Raw genomic sequence first — 18,831 nt, 5'->3', positions numbered from 1 at the left:
CGCGGTGTGGGCCGCACGCCTCTCGATGGTCTGAAAAAGATGCTGGATAATAAAGCATGACCCGCTTGACGGCTAGGGCCGTCGGAGACCCTTGTAATGCCTGACCAAGATGTACGTTTGCAACACCTTAAAGTTTGGCTCGATGAGCAGTTGGCGGTCCTCTTTGCAGAGCAGGGTTGGGGCACCGTACCCCCGGCCACGTTGACTGCGGCCAGCAGTGACGCGAGTTTTCGACGCTATTTCCGTTGGGAGGGCGCCGGCAAAAGTTTCATCGTCATGGACGCGCCGCCGCCCCAGGAAAACTGCAAACCCTTCGTGAATATCGCTTTTTTATTGGCGAAATCCGGAATAAATGTGCCGAAAATTTATGCCGAAGACCTCGAGCGCGGGTTTCTTTTGCTCAATGACCTGGGCAACAAGACGTACCTGGACGTCATCGACAGCGAAAATGCCGACGATTTATTCGCCGATGCCCTGCAAGCGCTGCTGGCCTTTCAGCAACTGCCGATGGTGGCGCCGCTGCCGAGTTATGACGTGGCGCTTCTGCGTCGCGAGCTGGAACTGTTCCCCGAGTGGTACGTGAAGCGTGAGCTGGGCATCGAGTTCGACCCGGCGCAGCAGGCCCTCTGGGACAACCTGACGCAGGTCCTGATCGACAGTGCGCTGGCTCAGCCCAAGGTGCTGGTGCACCGCGACTACATGCCACGCAACCTGATGCTCAGCGAGCCGAATCCCGGCGTGCTGGATTTCCAGGATGCCGTGTACGGCCCGGTCACCTACGACGTCACCTGTCTGTTCAAGGATGCTTTCCTCAGTTGGCCCGAGGAGCGCGTGCGCGGCTGGCTGGACAGTTACTGGCAGCAGGCCAGTGCCCTGGGCATCCCGGTCCAACCCGATTTCGACGATTTCCTGCGGGCCAGCGACCTGATGGGCGTTCAGCGGCACCTCAAGGTCATCGGCATCTTCGCCCGCATCTGTCACCGCGATGGCAAGCCACGCTATCTGGCTGATGTGCCGCGATTCTTTGCCTATATAGATGCGGTAATCGCCCGCCGGCCTGAACTGGCCGAGCTGGATGTGCTGCTCCTCAGTCTGCGTGCCGGAGCCAATGCATGAAGGCAATGATTCTGGCTGCCGGCAAAGGGGAGCGTATGCGTCCCCTGACCCTGACGACTCCCAAACCATTGGTTCGCGCCAATGGCGTACCGCTGATCGAGTACCACCTGCGCGCGCTCGCCGCCGCAGGGTTTACCGACATCGTGATCAACCATGCGTGGCTGGGCCAGCAGATCGAAGATTACCTGGGAGATGGCTCGCGCTACGGCATGCGCATTCAGTACTCGCCCGAGGGTGAGCCGCTGGAAACCGGAGGCGGTATTTTCCGTGCACTGCCTTTGCTGGGTGATGAGGCATTTGTGGTGGTCAACGGCGACATCTGGACCGACTACGACTTCAGCGTGCTGCATCAGCCGATCACCGGCCTGGCTCACCTGGTGCTGGCGGATAACCCGCCGCACCACCCGGCGGGCGACTTCATGCTGGCCGATGGCCTGGTACGTGATGGCCACGCCGGTGCGGCGACCCTGACCTACAGCGGCATCGCCGTGCTGCATCCGCAGTTGTTCGACGGTTGTTCGGCGGGCGCTTTCAAGTTGGCGCCGCTGCTGCGCAAGGCCATGGCCGATGGCCAGGTCAGCGGCGAGCGATTGCGCGGTCGCTGGGTGGATGTCGGCACCCTCGAGCGTCTGGCGGAAGTTGAAACCCTGATCGAAGCGAGTCGCTGACATGTTGTGGCCAGGGACTCTGATTGGAGCCGGAGCGGGCTTTTTCGTTGCCAGTATTCCGGGGGCCATGCTCGGCGCATTATTGGGCCAGGCGTTGGATCGGCGTCTGCAATTGCAGACCTGGGGAGAACTGCGCGCCGTGCTCGGCGGTCGTTCGGCGCTGCGTAACGATGAACTGCTGTTCGTACTGCTGGGGCGGTTGGCCAAGAGTAACGGACGAGTCATGGACGGGCATATCCTGCAGGCGCGGCGGGAGATGCAGGCGCTGGAAATGAGCGAGTCGGCGAAACAGCGGGCGATCGCCGCCTTCAATCGCGGGAAATCGGGACATGACCCTTTGCGCCGATATTTGCGTCGCCTGAGTATCCAGCCTCACGCGGCGGAAGGCGTACTGCGTGCCTGCTGGCGCATGGTCTGGGCTGACGGTCGCGCCGGCATGGCCGAACGCAAGTTGATCGCACAGTGGGGCAAGTGGCTCGGCTGGAAGTCCTATCAGGTGCAGGCGTTGGCGGCGGACTACGAGCCGGTCAAGCGCCCGCTGCCCAACAGCACCCAGGCTTACCAGGATGCCTTGAAGCTACTGGGAGTGTCCGCCGACGCCGAGCCGGCGCAGATCAAGCGCGCGTATCGGCGCTTGCTCAGCCGTCATCACCCGGACAAGGTCGCCGGCAGTGGTGCAACGGCGTCACAGGTGCGTGAGGCGACGGATATGACTCGCGAGTTGCACAGCGCGTATACGTTGGTTCGCAAGAAGCGGGATTTTTAGTTCAGAGACTGGCACTGTCAGTGCTTCCATCGCGAGCAGGCTTGCTCCCACATTGGTCCGCGTCTCGGTCAAATGTGGCAGCGAGCCTGCTCGCGATGGGCGCGACTCGGTCTGACCGTCAGTCCTCGGACTGAGGATTCAACCACCCGCGCACCCGACGCACCAATTGCTCCTGCTGGTCTTTGCTGTTGCCCGGCAGCGCCTTGAGCGACACCTGGCTGAAAGCCGATTCCTTCAGACGTTTGCTCGCCTGCAAGCGTTCCAGCGCGGCCTTGCGGTCCAGCGGCTTGTCCGTATAGAAAATGTCGGCGGTCGGCAATTTAAGCGTTGGCGTCAGCTCCGCCAGCTCCGGTTTCACCGCCGTGGGCGCTTGTGCCGCGACCATCACGAATTTTTCCACCTGCGCTGGCTGCTTTTCGCTCAGATAGCGCGCCGCCCAATAGGCGCCGGTGCCATGGCCGAGCAACACAATACGGCGCGCACTCTGTTGTTCGGCGTAGGCCAGCGCTGCGTCGATGCGTGCGAAGATGCGTTCGGCATCGGCTTTGCCCTGCTCGTCGCTGGTTTCGGCAACTGCCTTGTCAACGACATCGGTCTCACCGCCCGCAGCCTGTTCGATCGGGGCGGAGGTGGTCGAGTCCTTGCTGCCGACTTCAGGGGCCTTCAGCGTGGGCGGAACTTCGACGACACGCGGGGCGATGGCATCGCTTTGCGGGTCGGGCAGGGTGATACTCAGGCTGCTCCATTCGGCGTCCGGCAGGTTGCGCCGCAAAGGGCCGATCGCTTGCGGCCAGTCAACGGTTTCACCGGCGCCCGGGATGATAATAACCGCGCCCTTTGGCTCGGCGGTGTTCGCCGGTTTCCACAGGGCCAGGAAGGTATCGCTGCCTGCCTGGAGCTGTTGCTGTTCCTGAGCAGGGATTTTTCGCTCAAGTGCTGTCGCATCTTCCTGACTACGCTCAAGCAGCGGCTGACGTTCGGCTGGTTTTTCGTCCACGGATTTTTCTGCGGCAGCCGGTGCCGGGTCAGCGGCCTCGACAGAAAAGGCACAAGGCAGGATCAGCGACAGGCACAATGCTGGCAATGCCAGGCGGTTGACAGGGGGCATCGGATATTCCAGGCCAGAAGTTATTCCGGCAGCCTAATGGGTTGGTCAGTATTTGTCAGTGTGTGAGACGTCAATGAAGCGTATTCGCTGCCTGTGGGTTATCGGCTGTTTGTTGTTTCCCTTGATGGGGTGGACGGCGGCTGCGCCCCCGGCACACGTCGCGCAATTGTCCGCCGAGCAGCAACAATGGCTGGCGCAACACAACGAGTTGCGCGTTGGCGTGGTGTTGCAGGTGCCTTATGCGCAATACGATCGCCGCTTGCAGCGCTTGTCCGGGGTCAACATCGAACTGATGAAATGGCTGGCGAAGGCGCTCAAGGTCGAACTGAGCTGGCGCAACTTTGCGGACCTGGCGCAACTGGAGGCCGCGGCCCGCGAAGGTGAAGTCGATATCGCCCCAGGGCTTGCGCAAACCCCCGGCGGCCTACGCCTCTGGCAGTTTTCCGATCCGTACATGCGGGTGCCGCAACTGGTGGTCAGCGACCAGAAGGCCACGGGAGCCGTCGAGCTGGAAAAGCTCGATAGCCAGATCCGCGTTGCCGTGCGCATGCCAGGTGCCAACGCCGACTATCTGCGCGGCAACTATCCGCACCTCAATCTGCAGGGCGTGCCCAACGAACGCCAGGCTTTGCAGTTGTTGGTAAGCCAGCAGGCCGGGTATGCAGTGGTTGATGAAGCGCAGTTGGGACGGTTGTCGGTCGAGCCAGAGTTTGCCGACTTGGTGGTGGTCGGCGACATCGGCTTGCCACAGTTGCTGCGAGTGGCCACGCGGCGCGACTGGCCGGAACTCGCCGGCATTGTCGAAAGTGCACTGCGGGTGATCCCCGCCAAGGATCTGGAGCAGTTGCACAACCAGTGGCTGCAACCCAAGTATCCGCGCCTGACCGAGTCGCGGGGGTTCTGGCAGAACCTCAGCCTGCTGCTGGCGGTGTTGATGTTGAGCAGCATGGCGATCGTGTTCTGGCAGCGTCGCCAGCAACACAGCCTGGAGCATCGTCTGCTCGCCGCACGGGAGGACATCGCCCTGCGTGCCGCCAGTGAAGAGTCCTTGCGCCTGACCCAGTTTTCCATCGACCAGAGCACCGTGGGCATTCTCTGGGTCAACTGGGACAGCCATGTGCGCTACGCCAACCGCGCCGCTGAAACCATGCTCGGCTATCCGGCAGGCGGGATCATTGATCGGCCCCTGATCGACTTCGACCCCGGTCTGCACATGGACCGCTGGCTGAACCTGTGGAAGCGTGCCCGTGCCAGCGAGGAAGGGCCGTTGAGCTTCGAAACCCATTGCCTACGTGCCGATGGCAGCATGTTACCGACGGATGTCTCGCTGAGCTTCCTGCGTTTTCGCGGGGGCGAATACCTGGTGGTTTACCTCAACGACGTCACCGAGCGCCGCCGCGCACTGGCCGCGTTGCAGGAAAGCGAGGCCCGCCTGCAAGGGATTGCCGCCAACGTACCCGGATTGGTCTTTCGCCTGGAGCGGGCGCCGGTGACCGGGCAGATCGACTTTGCCTACATCAGCGAGGGCAGCGAGAGCCTGGTCGGTTACTCGCCGGCGACCCTGGCCCACCGTGACAAGGGTTTGCGCAGCCTGGTGTATCCAGACGACAAGAGCAGTTACCACCAGACCCAGGATCATGCGCTGGACACCGACAGCGACTGGTCGTGGCAGGGACGGATCCTGACGCGTCAGGGCGATTTGCGCTGGGCCGAGATCAAGGCCATTACCCGGCGACTCGAGGATGGCAGTTCGGTCTGGGATGGCATTGTCTGGGATATCAGCGAGAGCAAGCGCATCGAGTTGGAGTTGGCCAGTTCCCGCGAGCAGTTGCGCGAGCTGTCCGCACACCTGGAGAGCGTACGGGAAGAGGAAAAGGCCCGGATCGCCCGGGAAGTTCATGACGAACTGGGACAAATGTTGACGGTGTTGAAGCTGGAAACGTCCATGTGCGAACTGGCCTACGCCCAGCTCGATCCTGGGCTGAACGAGCGTTTGCTCAGCATGAAACGCTTGATCGCCCAACTGTTCCAGCTGGTCCGCGATGTTGCAACGGCGTTGCGCCCGCCAATTCTCGATGCCGGGATTGCCTCGGCCATGGAATGGCAGGCTCGGCGCTTCGAGGCACGCACGCAGATCCCGTGTCTGGTGCAGGTGCCGGAGAGCCTGCCAGTGCTCAGCGATGCCAAGGCCATCGGTTTGTTCCGAATACTCCAGGAAGCGTTGACCAATGTCATGCGCCACGCCCAGGCGCATACTGTCGAATTGACATTGGCCCTGGAAGGCGACGAATTGTGTCTGACGATCAGCGATGATGGCGTAGGATTTATCGCCGACACTGGCCGGCCAACATCCTTCGGTCTGGTAGGCATGCGCGAGCGGGTGTTAATCATGGGTGGGCAGTTGTCGCTGGAGAGTGAACCGGGGGAGGGCACCACCTTGAGTGTTCGCGTGCCGGTGGATAACACCTGACATTCTGCGTTGCCTGGTGGGGTGCTATCGCGAGCCTGCTCCGGGCGGCGTTCCGACGATAGGTCTTGAATCTGGAGAAAAACGTGATCCGTGTACTGGTAGCCGAAGACCACACCATCGTTCGCGAAGGTATCAAGCAGCTGATTGGCCTGGCCAAGGACCTGCAAGTGGCGGGGGAGGCGAGCAATGGCGAGCAACTGCTCGAAACCCTGCGTCACGTTCCCTGCGAAGTGGTCTTGCTGGACATCTCCATGCCCGGCGTGAACGGCCTGGAAGCGATCCCCCGGATCCGCGCGCTGAATAATCCTCCGGCCATTCTGGTGCTGTCGATGCACGACGAAGCCCAGATGGCTGCCCGGGCATTGAAGGTCGGCGCGGCCGGCTACGCGACCAAGGACAGCGATCCGGCGCTACTGCTGACGGCGATTCGCAAGGTCGCCTCGGGCGGGCGCTACATCGACCCGGAACTGGCCGACCGCATGGTCTTCGAAGTCGGCCTGACCGATTCGCGACCCCTGCACTCACTGCTCTCGGAGCGTGAATTCTCGGTATTCGAACGCCTGGCCCAAGGCGCAAACGTCAACGACATCGCCCAGCAACTGGCCCTGAGCAACAAGACCATCAGCACCCACAAAGCGCGGCTGATGCAGAAACTCAACATCACTTCCCTGGCGGAACTGGTGAAGTACGCGATGGAGCACAAGCTCCTCTAAGGCCTACGCCTACCTCCTGTAGGAGCGAGCTTGCTCGCGATGCGGTGTGTCAGCCGACACATACCAACCTGACACACCGCATCGCGAGCGATCGAGCGTCGACCGGCTGCTCCTACAGGGGTATGTGATGTTCATATCCATTTACGACACGCTCGCGCACCGCTTTTGCGGTGACTTGCGGCTTGCCGCTTGCCGCTCATGGCTGCACTTATCCAAACACGCCAACCTTGTAGGGCAATCCCTACCCCCAGCCTTCCATCCTGCTGAGGCGATTCTCTCCTGCGCCCCGATTTGCGCGCTTTCATGCGTCCACTAGGCTTAGTCCACAGCAGTCATCAATAACAAAGGTGTGGGTATGAGCCAGGTGGATTCAAGCGCAGGGGCCAGTGACATTCTGGTCAGCTTTCGTGGAGTGCAGAAGAGCTACGACGGCGAGAACCTGATCGTCAAAGACCTCAACCTGGACATCCGCAAAGGTGAATTCCTCACCTTGCTCGGGCCGTCGGGCTCGGGCAAGACCACCAGCCTGATGATGCTCGCCGGTTTCGAGACGCCGACCGCCGGTGAGATTCTCCTGGCCGGGCGGTCCATCAACAACGTGCCACCGCACAAGCGCGACATCGGCATGGTGTTCCAGAACTACGCGCTGTTCCCGCACATGACCGTGTCGGAGAACCTCGCGTTCCCGCTGACCGTGCGCGGCTTGAACAAGAGCGACGTCAGCGACCGGGTCAAGCGTGTCCTGAGCATGGTGCAACTGGATTCCTTCGCCCAACGCTACCCGGCACAGTTGTCCGGCGGTCAGCAGCAGCGTGTGGCACTGGCCCGCGCCCTGGTGTTCGAACCACAACTGGTGCTGATGGACGAACCGCTCGGCGCCCTGGACAAGCAACTGCGCGAACACATGCAGATGGAGATCAAGCACCTGCACGAGCGCCTCGGCGTGACGGTGGTCTACGTGACCCACGACCAGGGCGAAGCCCTGACCATGTCCGATCGTGTGGCGGTGTTCCACCAGGGCGAAATCCAGCAGATCGCCCCGCCGCGCACCCTCTACGAAGAGCCGAAAAACACCTTCGTCGCCAACTTCATCGGCGAGAACAACCGTCTCAATGGCCGTTTGCACAGCCAGACCGGCGATCGCTGCGTGGTCGAGCTCGGTCGTGGCGAGAAGGTTGAAGCCCTGGCGGTCAACGTCGGCAGGACCGGCGAACCTGTCACGCTGTCGATTCGCCCGGAACGCGTGAGCCTCAATGGTTCGAGCGAGTCCTGCGTCAACCGCTTCTCAGGGAGGGTGGCGGAATTCATCTATCTGGGCGACCACGTCCGGGTTCGCCTGGAAGTCTGCGGCAAGACCGACTTCTTCGTGAAACAACCGATTGCCGAGCTCGATCCCGAGCTTGCCGTCGGCGATGTGGTACCGCTTGGCTGGCAGGTCGAACACGTACGTGCGCTCGACCCACTTCTAGAGGCGAACTGATCGCCCCGGCAACACCAACCCTGCACATGGAGAAAACAATAAATGTTGAGATCCCTGAAATTCACCGCCCTGGTCATGGGCATGATCGGTGCGGCACACGCGATGGCGGCGGGCCCGGACCTGACCGTGGTGTCCTTTGGCGGGGCGAACAAGGCGGCGCAAGTCAAAGCCTTCTACGCACCGTGGGAAGCGGCGGGCAACGGCAAGATCGTAGCGGGCGAGTACAACGGTGAAATGGCCAAGGTCAAGGCCATGGTCGACACCAAGAGCGTGTCCTGGGACCTGGTGGAAGTCGAATCGCCGGAGCTGTCCCGTGGTTGCGACGAAGACATGTTCGAGCAACTGGACCCGGCGCTGTTCGGCAAGGGCGAAGACTACGTCAAAGGCGCCATCCAGCCTTGCGGCGTAGGTTTCTTCGTGTGGTCCACCGTGCTGGCCTACAACGCCGACAAACTGAAAACCGCGCCAACCAGCTGGGCGGATTTCTGGGACACCAAGCAGTTCCCGGGCAAGCGTGGCCTGCGTAAGGGCGCCAAGTACACCCTGGAATTCGCCCTGATGGCCGACGGCGTTGCGCCCAAGGACGTCTACAAAGTGCTGGCCGGCAAAGATGGCCAGGACCGCGCGTTCAAGAAGCTCGATGAACTCAAGCCAAACATCCAGTGGTGGGAAGCCGGCGCACAACCGCCGCAATACCTGGCCTCCGGTGACGTGGTCATGAGCTCGGCCTACAACGGCCGGATCGCTGCCGTGCAGAAAGAAAGCAACCTGAAGGTGGTGTGGAACGGCGGCATCTACGACTTCGACGCATGGGCCATTCCAAAAGGTCTGGACAAGGCGCGCGCGGAAGCGGCGAAGAAATTCATCGCCTTCTCGGTGCAGCCGCAACAGCAGAAGACCTACTCGGAAAACATCGCCTACGGCCCGGCCAACACCCAGGCTGTGCCGTTGCTGGCCAAGGATGTCCTGAAAGACATGCCGACCACCCCGGAAAACATCGCCAACCAGGTGCAGATCGACGTCAGCTTCTGGGCTGACAACGGCGAGCAACTGGAACAGCGCTTCAACGCCTGGGCTGCCAAATAAGCAACACCCACAGGATGGATGCGATTCCATCCTGTGGGAGCGAGCCTGCTCGCGATGGCGTCTTCAAATTCAATATTGATGCTGACTGACACTCCGCTATCGCGAGCAGGCTCGCTCCCACATTAATTAGATCGGGGTGTTTCAGCACCTCTGCAACGATCAAAGATTTCCGGAGTACGCCATGGCTATCGCCGTCCCCGCGAACGCGGGCACTGACCCCACCTTGAAGCAGCGACTCAAGCACGCCGAGCGGGTCAACCGCTGGAAGGCCCAGGCGCTGATCGCGCCGCTGGTGCTGTTTCTGTTGCTGGTGTTTCTGGTGCCGATCGTGGCGCTGCTCTACAAAAGCGTTGGCAACCCGGAAGTGGTCGGCGGCATGCCGCGCACGGTCGAGGCCATCGCCAGTTGGGACGGTCGTGGCCTGCCGGCCGAGCCTGTCTACAAGGCCGCCGCCGAAGACCTCGCCGAAGCCCGCAAGAACCAGACCCTGGGCGACTTGTCCAAACGCCTGAACATGGAACTGGCCGGCTATCGCAGCCTGCTGACCAAAACCGCCCGTGCCCTGCCGCTGGCCGAAGCGCCGGCGTCCTATAAAGATGCACTGGAAGGCCTCGACGAACGCTGGGGCGACCCGGCCTACTGGCAAGCGGTGCGCCGCAACACCAGCAGCATCACCCCGTATTACCTGCTGGCCGCGGTCGATCACCGTATCGATGACCTCGGTGAGCTGGCGCCCGCCACGCCCGACCAGGCGATCTACCTCGACATCTTCGCCCGCACGTTCTGGATGGGGGTGATCATTACCGCATTCTGCCTGGTGCTGGCCTATCCATTGGCCTACCTGCTGGCGAACCTGCCGGCGCGGCAAAGCAACCTGTTGATGATTCTGGTGCTGCTGCCGTTCTGGACGTCGATCCTGGTGCGGGTGGCCGCCTGGATCGTGCTGCTGCAATCGGGTGGCCTGATCAACAGCGCCCTGATGGCCATGGGCATCATTGATAAACCGCTGGAGCTGGTGTTCAACCGCACCGGGGTCTACATCTCCATGGTGCACATCCTGCTGCCGTTCATGATCCTGCCGATCTACAGCGTGATGAAAGGCATCTCGCCGACTTACATGCGCGCCGCGATTTCCCTCGGCTGCCACCCGTTCGCCAGTTTCTGGCGGGTGTATTTCCCGCAGACCTATGCCGGTGTCGGCGCCGGGTGCCTGCTGGTGTTCATCCTCGCCATTGGCTACTACATCACCCCGGCCTTGCTGGGCAGCCCGAACGACCAGATGGTCAGCTACTTCGTCGCCTTCTACACCAACACCAGCATCAACTGGGGTATGGCGACCGCTCTCGGTGGGCTGCTGCTGCTGGCGACCGTCGTGCTTTATCTGATTTACAGCTGGCTGGTGGGCGCCAGTCGCCTGCGCCTGAGCTAAGGGGAGAATGAAATGCTGAGTCCTTATATGTCCCCCGTCGAGCGGGTGTGGTTCTACAGCTTGCGGATTCTCTGCGGCCTGATCCTGTTGTTCCTGGTGTTGCCGGTACTGGTGATCATCCCGTTGTCGTTCAACTCCGGCAGCTTCCTGGTGTACCCGCTGCAAGGTTTCTCGTTGCAGTGGTATCACGACTTCTTCGCCTCGGCGGAGTGGATGCGCGCCTTGAAGAACAGCATCATCGTCGCCCCGGCGGCTACGGTGCTGGCCATGGTGTTCGGCACCCTGGCAGCGATTGGCCTGACCCGTGGCGACTTCCCGGGCAAATCCCTGGTGATGGCGCTGGTGATTTCGCCGATGGTGGTGCCGGTGGTGATCATCGGCGTGGCCAGTTACCTGTTCTTCGCGCCACTGGGCCTGGGCAACAGCTTCTTCTCGTTGATCGTGGTCCACGCGGTGCTGGGTGTGCCGTTCGTGATCATTACCGTGTCGGCGACCCTGCAGGGTTTCAACCACAACCTGGTGCGCGCGGCGGCCAGCCTCGGCGCTTCGCCGCTGACGACGTTCCGTCGGGTGACCTTGCCGTTGATTGCACCAGGGGTGATTTCCGGGGCGCTGTTCGCCTTCGCCACCTCGTTCGACGAAGTGGTGGTGACGCTGTTCCTCGCCGGCCCCGAGCAAGCGACCCTGCCTCGGCAGATGTTCAGCGGCATCCGCGAAAACCTCAGCCCGACCATCGCCGCCGCGGCGACACTGCTGATCGCCTTCTCGGTGATCCTGCTGCTGACCCTGGAGTGGTTGCGCGGGCGTAGCGAAAAACTGCGTACTGCGCAGGTTTAACGCGGCCCCCTGTAGGAGCGAGCTTGCTCGCGATGGCGTCGTGTCAGTTCCCAATGTGTGGACTGACACACCGATATCGCGAGCAAGCTCGCTCCTACAGGATTCTTTGCCTCATTGAAGCCCCTGGCCATTCACAACCTGAATGGCAGACAACCCCAATTCCCCAGCTACTATTGTGCCCAGCTCCCCTATCTATAAGAGGCTGCGCACGATGAGTCTTTCCTCGTTCAAAATCGCTCACAAGCTGATCACTGGTGCCGCTGCCATCGAGCAGCTGTCCGCCGAACTCAGCCGACTGGACATCGACAACCCGCTGATCGTTACCGACGCGGCACTGGTCAAGTCCGGCACGGTCGAGCTGGCGCTGGCGCAGCTGGGGGATCGCGGCTACGAGATTTTCGACCGTGTGCTGCCCGACCCGGAAATCGCCATAGTCGAAGATTGCATGCGCGTCTACCGCGAAGGCGGGCATGACGGCTTGATCGGCCTGGGTGGCGGCAGTGCTATCGACATCGCCAAATGTGTCGCGGCCTACGCCGGTTATCACGGTGCGCTGGAAGACCTGTTCGGCGTCGATCAGGTGCCGCGCAAGGGCCCGCCGCTGATCGCCATTCCCACCACCGCCGGCACCGGCTCGGAGGTGACCAACGTGGCGATCCTCTCCGACAAGGCCGCCCAGCTCAAGAAGGGCATCGTCAGCGACTACCTGCTGCCGGATGTGGCGCTGGTCAGCCCGCAGATGACCCTGACCTGCCCACGCAGTGTCACCGCGGCCAGTGGGGTCGATGCACTGGTGCACGCCATCGAAGCCTACCTGTCGATCAACGCCTCGGCGATCACCGACGCCCTGGCCATCGGCGCCATCAAGCTGATCGCCAGGGCGTTGCCCAAGGCCTATGCCAACCCGGCCAACCTGCAGGCGCGCGAAGACATGGCCACCGCCAGCCTGATGGCCGGCATGGCTTTCGGTAACGCCGGGGTCGGCGCGGTGCATGCCTTGGCGTACCCGCTGGGCGGGCGCTTCAACATCGCCCATGGCGTCAGTAATGCCCTGTTACTGCCGTATGTCATGACCTGGAACAAGATGGCCTGCGTCGAGCGCATGCAGGATATTGCCGAGGCCATGGGGGTGAAAACCGCGCACCGGAGTGCCAATGAGGCGGCCGATAAAGCCGTCGAGGCCATGACCGAACTGTGCGCGGCGGTGGAAATTCCAGCCGGCTTGCGCAGTTTCGGGGTTCCGGAGGACGCCATACCCGCCATGGCCGTGGAAGCCGCGGGAATCGAGCGCTTGATGCGCAACAATCCGCGCAAGTTGAGCGCGATTGATATCGAGAAGATCTATCGTTCGGCCTACTGATCATCGCGCTCACGGTGCGCGCGCCAAAGCATGAGGTATACAATGCGCGCCATCGTGATTTAGCTCAGAAAAGGTGCGTCATGCAGCCCTTCGTAATTGCTCCGTCGATTCTCTCCGCCGACTTCGCCCGCCTGGGCGAGGAAGTGGACAACGTTCTGGCCGCTGGCGCCGACTTCGTGCACTTCGATGTCATGGACAACCACTACGTGCCCAACCTGACCATCGGCCCGATGGTCTGCGCCGCACTGCGCAAGTACGGCGTGACCGCGCCAATCGACGCGCACCTGATGGTCAGCCCGGTAGACCGTATCGTCGGTGACTTCATCGAAGCCGGCGCGACCTACATCACCTTCCACCCGGAAGCCACCCAGCACATCGACCGCTCCCTGCAACTGATCCGCGAGGGCGGCTGCAAATCGGGCCTGGTGTTCAACCCGGCGACCCCGCTGGACGTGCTCAAGTACGTGATGGACAAGGTCGACATGATCCTGCTGATGAGCGTCAACCCAGGCTTTGGCGGGCAGAAGTTCATCCCCGGCACCCTCGACAAGCTGCGCGAAGCCAGTGCCTTGATCGACGCCTCGGGCCGCGATATCCGCCTGGAAATCGACGGTGGCGTGAATGTGAACAACATCCGCGAAATCGCCGCCGCTGGCGCCGACACCTTTGTGGCTGGCTCGGCGATCTTCAACGCGCCGAACTACCAGGAAGTGATCGAGAAGATGCGCGCCGAACTGGCGCTGGCTCGCCCATGAGTGGTTTTGAGCAACTGTTTCCGGGGCGCCTGCCGCGTCTGGTGATGTTCGATCTGGATGGCACGCTGATCGACTCCGTCCCAGACCTTGCGGCGGCAGTGGATAACATGCTGCTCAAACTCGGGCGCCCACCTGCGGGCATCGACTCGGTGCGCCAGTGGGTCGGCAACGGCGCACCAGTGCTGGTGCGCCGGGCGTTGGCCAACCACATCGACGCCGAGGGTGTCGATGAGGCCGAAGCCGAGCACGCCCTGGAGTTGTTCAACGGCTTTTATGAGGACGGCCACGAGCTGACGGTGGTCTACCCCGGCGTACGTGACACCCTCAAGTGGCTGAACAAACAAGGCGTGGAAATGGCCCTGATCACCAACAAGCCGGAGCGTTTCGTCGCGCCGCTGCTGGATCAGATGAAAATCGGCCGTTATTTCAAGTGGATCATCGGCGGCGATACCCTGCCGCAGAAGAAGCCTGACCCGGCCGCGCTGTTTTTCGTGATGAAAATGGCCAACGTCCCGGCGTCGCAATCGCTGTTTGTCGGCGATTCGCGCAGCGATGTACTGGCCGCCAAGGCAGCCGGGGTCAAATGCGTGGCCTTGAGCTATGGCTACAACCATGGTCGTCCGATTGCCGAAGAGTCGCCGGCGCTGGTCATTGACGATCTGCGCATGCTAATTCCCGGTTGCCTGGATCCGGCCGCTGAGATAACGTTGGGCGACGCTGTTCAATCCCCTTCTGGAAACGCCATCGTGGTGGTCACTCGCAAACTCTGGATGAAAGTTATCAAGGCTCTGGCCCGTTGGCGTTGGCGCGCCTGACTTTTACCTGGCCGGTCTATCCGGCGCGTTTGCATACCTGACTGTTCGCACCTCAAGCCACGAGGCTACACCATGATCCGCGAAGAATTCCTGCGCTTGGCCGCTGCTGGCTACAACCGCATTCCGCTTGCCTGCGAAACCCTGGCCGACTTCGACACACCGCTGTCGATCTACCTGAAACTGGCCGACGAACCCAACTCCTACCTGCTCGAATCGGTGCAGGGCGGCGAAAAGTGGGGCCGTTACTCGATCATCGGCCTGCCGTGCCGCACCGTGCTGCGGGTGCATGACCATCACGTCAGCGTGACCCATGACGGCGTCGAGATCGAAAGCCACGACGTGGAAGACCCGCTGGCCTTCGTCGAAACCTTCAAGGCGCGCTACAACGTACCGACCATTGCCGGTCTGCCGCGTTTCAACGGTGGCCTGGTGGGCTACTTCGGCTACGACTGCGTGCGTTACGTGGAAAAACGCCTGGGCAAATGCCCGAACCCCGATCCGCTGGGCGTGCCGGACATCCTGCTGATGGTTTCCGATGCCGTGGTGGTGTTCGACAACCTCGCCGGCAAGATGCACGCGATCGTCCTGGCTGACCCAGCGCAGGAAGACGCCTTCGAACAGGGCCGCGTGCGCCTCGAAGCACTGCTGGAAAAACTGCGCCAGCCGATCACGCCGCGTCGCGGCCTGGACTTCAGCCAGCAGCAAGCGGCTGATCCGGTGTTCCGCTCCAGCTTTACCCAGCATGATTACGAAAAAGCCGTCGACACCATCAAGGAGTACATCCTGGCCGGTGACTGCATGCAGGTCGTGCCGTCCCAGCGCATGTCGATCGACTTCAAGGCTGCGCCCATCGACCTCTATCGCGCGCTGCGCTGCTTCAACCCGACGCCTTACATGTACTTCTTCAACTTCGGCGATTTCCACGTTGTCGGCAGTTCGCCGGAAGTGCTGGTGCGGGTCGAAGACAACCTGATCACCGTGCGCCCGATTGCCGGCACCCGCCCACGCGGGGCCAGCGAAGAAGCGGACCTGGCCCTGGAAAAGGACCTGCTGTCCGACGACAAGGAAATCGCCGAGCACCTGATGCTGATCGACCTGGGCCGCAATGACACCGGTCGCGTGTCGGAAATCGGCTCGGTGAAACTCACCGAAAAAATGGTCATCGAGCGTTACTCCAACGTGATGCACATCGTTTCCAACGTCACCGGCCAGTTGAAGGCCGGCCTGACGGCGATGGACGCACTGCGGGCGATCCTGCCGGCGGGCACCTTGTCCGGTGCGCCGAAGATTCGCGCGATGGAAATCATCGACGAGCTGGAGCCGGTCAAGCGCGGCGTCTACGGCGGTGCAGTGGGTTACTTCGCCTGGAACGGCAACATGGACACCGCGATTGCCATTCGCACCGCGGTGATCAAGAACGGCGAACTGCATGTGCAAGCCGGGGGCGGCATCGTGGCCGACTCGGTGCCGGCGCTTGAATGGGAAGAAACCCTGAACAAGCGCCGTGCGATGTTCCGTGCCGTCGCCCTGGCTGAACAAACGCCGCAAAGCTGACCGATGAACGCCGCCCCCGCTCTGCCTGGCAGGGCGCTGGACGCTGCGGCTGATTCATTCCAGGTCTGCTTTTATAGTCAGTGAATTCAAGAGGTTCTCAAGCCATGTTGCTGATGATCGACAACTACGACTCTTTTACTTACAACGTTGTGCAATACCTGGGCGAGCTGGGTGCCGAGGTCAAGGTGGTGCGCAACGATGAGCTCACCATCGCCGAAATCGAAGCCCTGAATCCCGAGCGGATCGTGGTTTCGCCTGGCCCTTGCACGCCGACCGAAGCCGGCGTATCTATCGACGTGATCAAGCATTTTGGCGGCAAACTGCCGATTCTTGGCGTCTGCCTGGGTCACCAGTCCATCGGCCAGGCGTTCGGCGGCGATGTGGTGCGCGCCCGTCAGGTGATGCATGGCAAAACCAGCCCGGTGTTCCATGAAGACAAGGGTGTGTTCGAAGGTCTGAATCATCCCCTGACAGTTACTCGCTACCACTCCTTGATCGTCAAGCGCGAAACTCTGGCCGACTGCCTGGAGCTGACCGCATGGACTCAGCTCGAAGACGGTTCGGTTGACGAGATCATGGGCCTGCGACACAAGACCCTGAATATTGAAGGCGTGCAGTTCCACCCCGAGTCTATCCTCACGGAGCAGGGCCACGAACTGTTTGCCAACTTCCTTAAACAAACCGGCGGCACGCGCTAAGGACTTTCCATGAACATCAAGACTGCCCTGAGCCGTATCGTCGATCACCTCGACCTCAGCACCGAAGAAATGCGCGATGTGATGCGCGAGATCATGACCGGACAATGCACGGACGCGCAGATCGGCGCGTTCATGATGGCCATGCGCATGAAGAGCGAAAGCATCGACGAAATCGTCGGCGCCGTGTCGGTCATGCGCGAGCTGGCGGACAAGGTCGAGCTCAACACCCTCGACGGCGTGGTCGATGTGGTGGGTACCGGCGGTGACGGTGCCAATATTTTCAACGTGTCGACGGCGTCGGCCTTTGTGGTTTCGGCCGCTGGCTGCACCGTGGCCAAGCACGGCAACCGCGCGGTTTCGGGCAAGAGCGGCAGTGCCGACCTGCTGGAAGCGGCGGGTATCTACCTGAACCTGACGCCGGTCCAGGTGGCGCGTTGCATTGATAACGTCGGCATCGGCTTCATGTTCGCCCAGACCCACCACAGCGCCATGAAGCACGCGGCGGGGCCGCGCAAGGAGCTGGGGCTGCGCACCCTGTTCAACATGCTCGGCCCGCTTACGAATCCGGCCGGTGTGAAGCATCAGGTGGTGGGCGTGTTCACCCAGGCCCTGTGCCGGCCGTTGGCCGAAGTGTTGCAACGCCTGGGCAGCAAGCATGTGCTGGTGGTGCACTCCAAGGACGGCCTGGACGAGTTCAGTCTGGCTGCGCCGACCTTCGTGGCCGAGCTGAAAAACGGTCAGATCACCGAGTATTGGGTGGAACCTGAAGACCTGGGCATGAAAAGCCAGAGCCTGCATGGCCTGGCAGTGGAAAGCCCGGCCGCTTCCCTTGAGTTGATTCGCGATGCCCTGGGCAAGCGCAAAACGGAAAATGGTCAGAAAGCTGCCGAAATGATCATGCTCAATGCGGGTGCCGCGTTGTACGCCGCCGATCACGCCAGCAGCCTCAAAGAGGGCGTTGCCCTGGCGCATGACGCGCTGCACACCGGTCTCGCTCGGGAAAAACTGGAGGAGTTGGGTGCGTTTACGGCGGTATTCAAAGTGGAGAATGAGGGATGAGTGTACCCACGGTTCTGGAAAAAATTCTGGCGCGCAAAGTCGAGGAAGTGGCCGAGCGCAGCGCCCGCGTCAGCCTCGCTGAGCTGGAGCGTCTGGCCAGGGCGGCCGACGCACCTCGCGGTTTTGCCCAGGCGCTGATCGTCCAGGCTAAATCCAAGCAGCCGGCGGTGATCGCCGAAATCAAGAAGGCCTCGCCCAGCAAAGGTGTGATTCGCGAGCACTTCGTGCCTGACGAAATCGCCCAGAGCTACGAGAAGGGCGGGGCGACCTGCCTGTCGGTACTGACCGACGTCGATTACTTCCAGGGCGCCGACGCCTACCTGCAGCAAGCCCGTGCGGCGTGCAAGCTGCCGGTGATCCGCAAGGACTTCATGATTGATCCGTACCAGATCGTCGAAGCCCGGGCACTGGGCGCCGACTGCGTGCTGCTGATCGTCTCCGCCCTGGATGACGTGAAAATGGCCGAGCTGGCGTCGGTAGCCAAGGATGTCGGTCTCGATGTGCTGGTGGAAGTCCACGATGGCGACGAGCTGGAGCGGGCCCTGAAAACCCTCGACACGCCGCTGGTGGGCGTCAACAACCGTAACCTGCACACCTTCGAGGTCAGCCTGGAAACCACGCTGGACCTGCTGCCTCGCATCCCGCGCGACCGCCTGGTGATCACTGAAAGCGGCATCCTCAACCGGGCCGACGTGGAACTGATGGAAATCAGCGACGTATATACATTCCTGGTGGGCGAAGCATTCATGCGCGCCGAGCAGCCGGGCAATGAATTACAGCGCCTGTTCTTCCCGGAGCGAGGTGTTCCGGTGAGTGGTTCTACACTCGACTGATCAGATCAAGATCGAGTCGACCCCATCGTCGGAACGCCGCCCGGGGCAAGCCCGCTCCTACAGTGGACCTGTGTACACCGGACT

The 18,831-nt window shown here is 61.8% G+C and carries 17 protein-coding genes; 16 read left to right on the top strand and 1 reads right to left on the bottom strand.

Annotation, left to right across the window (positions count from 1 at the left end; genetic code table 11):
- Positions 1 to 96 precede the first annotated feature (96 nt).
- Genes ABVN20_RS11150 through ABVN20_RS11140 form a run of 3 tightly spaced genes read left to right on the top strand, consistent with a single transcriptional unit; the run spans position 97 to position 2,550 of the window.
- A complete protein-coding gene (locus ABVN20_RS11150) occupies positions 97 to 1,116 on the top strand; it encodes an aminoglycoside phosphotransferase family protein (RefSeq protein ID WP_368555647.1) in 1,020 nt (339 codons plus the stop codon).
- Positions 1,113 to 1,784, top strand: coding sequence for an N-acetylmuramate alpha-1-phosphate uridylyltransferase MurU (gene murU / locus ABVN20_RS11145; RefSeq protein ID WP_368555646.1), 672 nt, complete (start codon positions 1,113 to 1,115; stop codon positions 1,782 to 1,784). Before ABVN20_RS11150 ends, murU begins: the two co-directional genes overlap by 4 nt.
- 1 nt (position 1,785) lies before the next feature.
- Positions 1,786 to 2,550, top strand: a complete 765-nt coding sequence (locus ABVN20_RS11140) for a DnaJ domain-containing protein (protein ID WP_368555644.1) — start codon at positions 1,786 to 1,788, stop codon at positions 2,548 to 2,550.
- 118 nt (positions 2,551 to 2,668) lie between these two features.
- Here the strand turns inward: ABVN20_RS11140 and ABVN20_RS11135 are convergent, their stop codons facing one another.
- Positions 2,669 to 3,658 carry an alpha/beta hydrolase family protein gene (locus tag ABVN20_RS11135; protein WP_368555642.1) on the bottom strand — a complete coding sequence of 330 codons (990 nt, stop codon included), beginning with the start codon at positions 3,656 to 3,658 and terminating at the stop codon, positions 2,669 to 2,671.
- Between the two features lie 73 nt (positions 3,659 to 3,731).
- On the opposite strand from ABVN20_RS11135, the gene ABVN20_RS11130 reads away from it, so the two are divergent.
- From ABVN20_RS11130 to trpC, 13 genes are all read left to right on the top strand, one after another.
- Complete coding sequence (locus tag ABVN20_RS11130) at positions 3,732 to 6,128, top strand: transporter substrate-binding domain-containing protein (RefSeq protein WP_368555641.1); 2,397 nt, start codon at positions 3,732 to 3,734, stop codon at positions 6,126 to 6,128.
- 83 nt (positions 6,129 to 6,211) lie between these two features.
- Positions 6,212 to 6,841 (top strand): response regulator, encoded by a 630-nt coding sequence (locus tag ABVN20_RS11125; RefSeq protein WP_368555640.1) that lies wholly within the window; start codon positions 6,212 to 6,214, stop codon positions 6,839 to 6,841.
- 355 nt (positions 6,842 to 7,196) lie between these two features.
- Positions 7,197 to 8,321, top strand: a complete 1,125-nt coding sequence (locus ABVN20_RS11120; protein WP_368555639.1) for an ABC transporter ATP-binding protein — start codon at positions 7,197 to 7,199, stop codon at positions 8,319 to 8,321.
- A 42-nt stretch (positions 8,322 to 8,363) separates the two neighbouring features.
- Complete coding sequence (locus tag ABVN20_RS11115) at positions 8,364 to 9,407, top strand: ABC transporter substrate-binding protein (RefSeq protein ID WP_368555638.1); 1,044 nt, start codon at positions 8,364 to 8,366, stop codon at positions 9,405 to 9,407.
- A gap of 181 nt (positions 9,408 to 9,588) precedes the next feature.
- Complete coding sequence (locus ABVN20_RS11110; protein WP_368555637.1) at positions 9,589 to 10,836, top strand: ABC transporter permease; 1,248 nt, start codon at positions 9,589 to 9,591, stop codon at positions 10,834 to 10,836.
- Between the two features lie 12 nt (positions 10,837 to 10,848).
- On the top strand, positions 10,849 to 11,673 hold the full coding sequence (locus tag ABVN20_RS11105; protein ID WP_368555635.1) for an ABC transporter permease: 825 nt from the start codon (positions 10,849 to 10,851) through the stop codon (positions 11,671 to 11,673).
- Positions 11,674 to 11,884: 211 nt separating this feature from the next.
- Positions 11,885 to 13,033 carry an iron-containing alcohol dehydrogenase gene (locus tag ABVN20_RS11100; RefSeq protein ID WP_368555634.1) on the top strand — a complete coding sequence of 383 codons (1,149 nt, stop codon included), beginning with the start codon at positions 11,885 to 11,887 and terminating at the stop codon, positions 13,031 to 13,033.
- A gap of 80 nt (positions 13,034 to 13,113) precedes the next feature.
- Entirely contained in the window at positions 13,114 to 13,788 is a 675-nt protein-coding gene (rpe, locus tag ABVN20_RS11095; RefSeq protein WP_368555633.1) for a ribulose-phosphate 3-epimerase, read from the top strand.
- Positions 13,785 to 14,603, top strand: a complete 819-nt coding sequence (locus tag ABVN20_RS11090; protein ID WP_368555632.1) for a phosphoglycolate phosphatase — start codon at positions 13,785 to 13,787, stop codon at positions 14,601 to 14,603. The genes rpe and ABVN20_RS11090 overlap by 4 nt, the downstream gene beginning before the upstream one ends.
- 72 nt (positions 14,604 to 14,675) lie before the next feature.
- Positions 14,676 to 16,157 (top strand): anthranilate synthase component I, encoded by a 1,482-nt coding sequence (gene trpE, locus ABVN20_RS11085; RefSeq protein WP_368555631.1) that lies wholly within the window; start codon positions 14,676 to 14,678, stop codon positions 16,155 to 16,157.
- 104 nt (positions 16,158 to 16,261) lie between these two features.
- Positions 16,262 to 16,855 carry an aminodeoxychorismate/anthranilate synthase component II gene (locus ABVN20_RS11080; RefSeq protein ID WP_368555630.1) on the top strand — a complete coding sequence of 198 codons (594 nt, stop codon included), beginning with the start codon at positions 16,262 to 16,264 and terminating at the stop codon, positions 16,853 to 16,855.
- Positions 16,856 to 16,864: 9 nt separating this feature from the next.
- Positions 16,865 to 17,914 carry an anthranilate phosphoribosyltransferase gene (gene trpD, locus ABVN20_RS11075; protein WP_368555629.1) on the top strand — a complete coding sequence of 350 codons (1,050 nt, stop codon included), beginning with the start codon at positions 16,865 to 16,867 and terminating at the stop codon, positions 17,912 to 17,914.
- Positions 17,911 to 18,747, top strand: coding sequence for an indole-3-glycerol phosphate synthase TrpC (gene trpC, locus ABVN20_RS11070; protein WP_368555628.1), 837 nt, complete (start codon positions 17,911 to 17,913; stop codon positions 18,745 to 18,747). Before trpD ends, trpC begins: the two co-directional genes overlap by 4 nt.
- Positions 18,748 to 18,831 lie beyond the last annotated feature (84 nt).

Origin of the sequence: Pseudomonas sp. MYb118 (assembly GCF_040947875.1) — a bacterium.
In the GTDB taxonomy this organism is placed as follows: Bacteria; Pseudomonadota; Gammaproteobacteria; order Pseudomonadales; family Pseudomonadaceae; genus Aquipseudomonas.
Note: the sequence above shows the minus strand (reverse complement) of the source record. Positions and strands in the feature narration are given on the sequence as shown.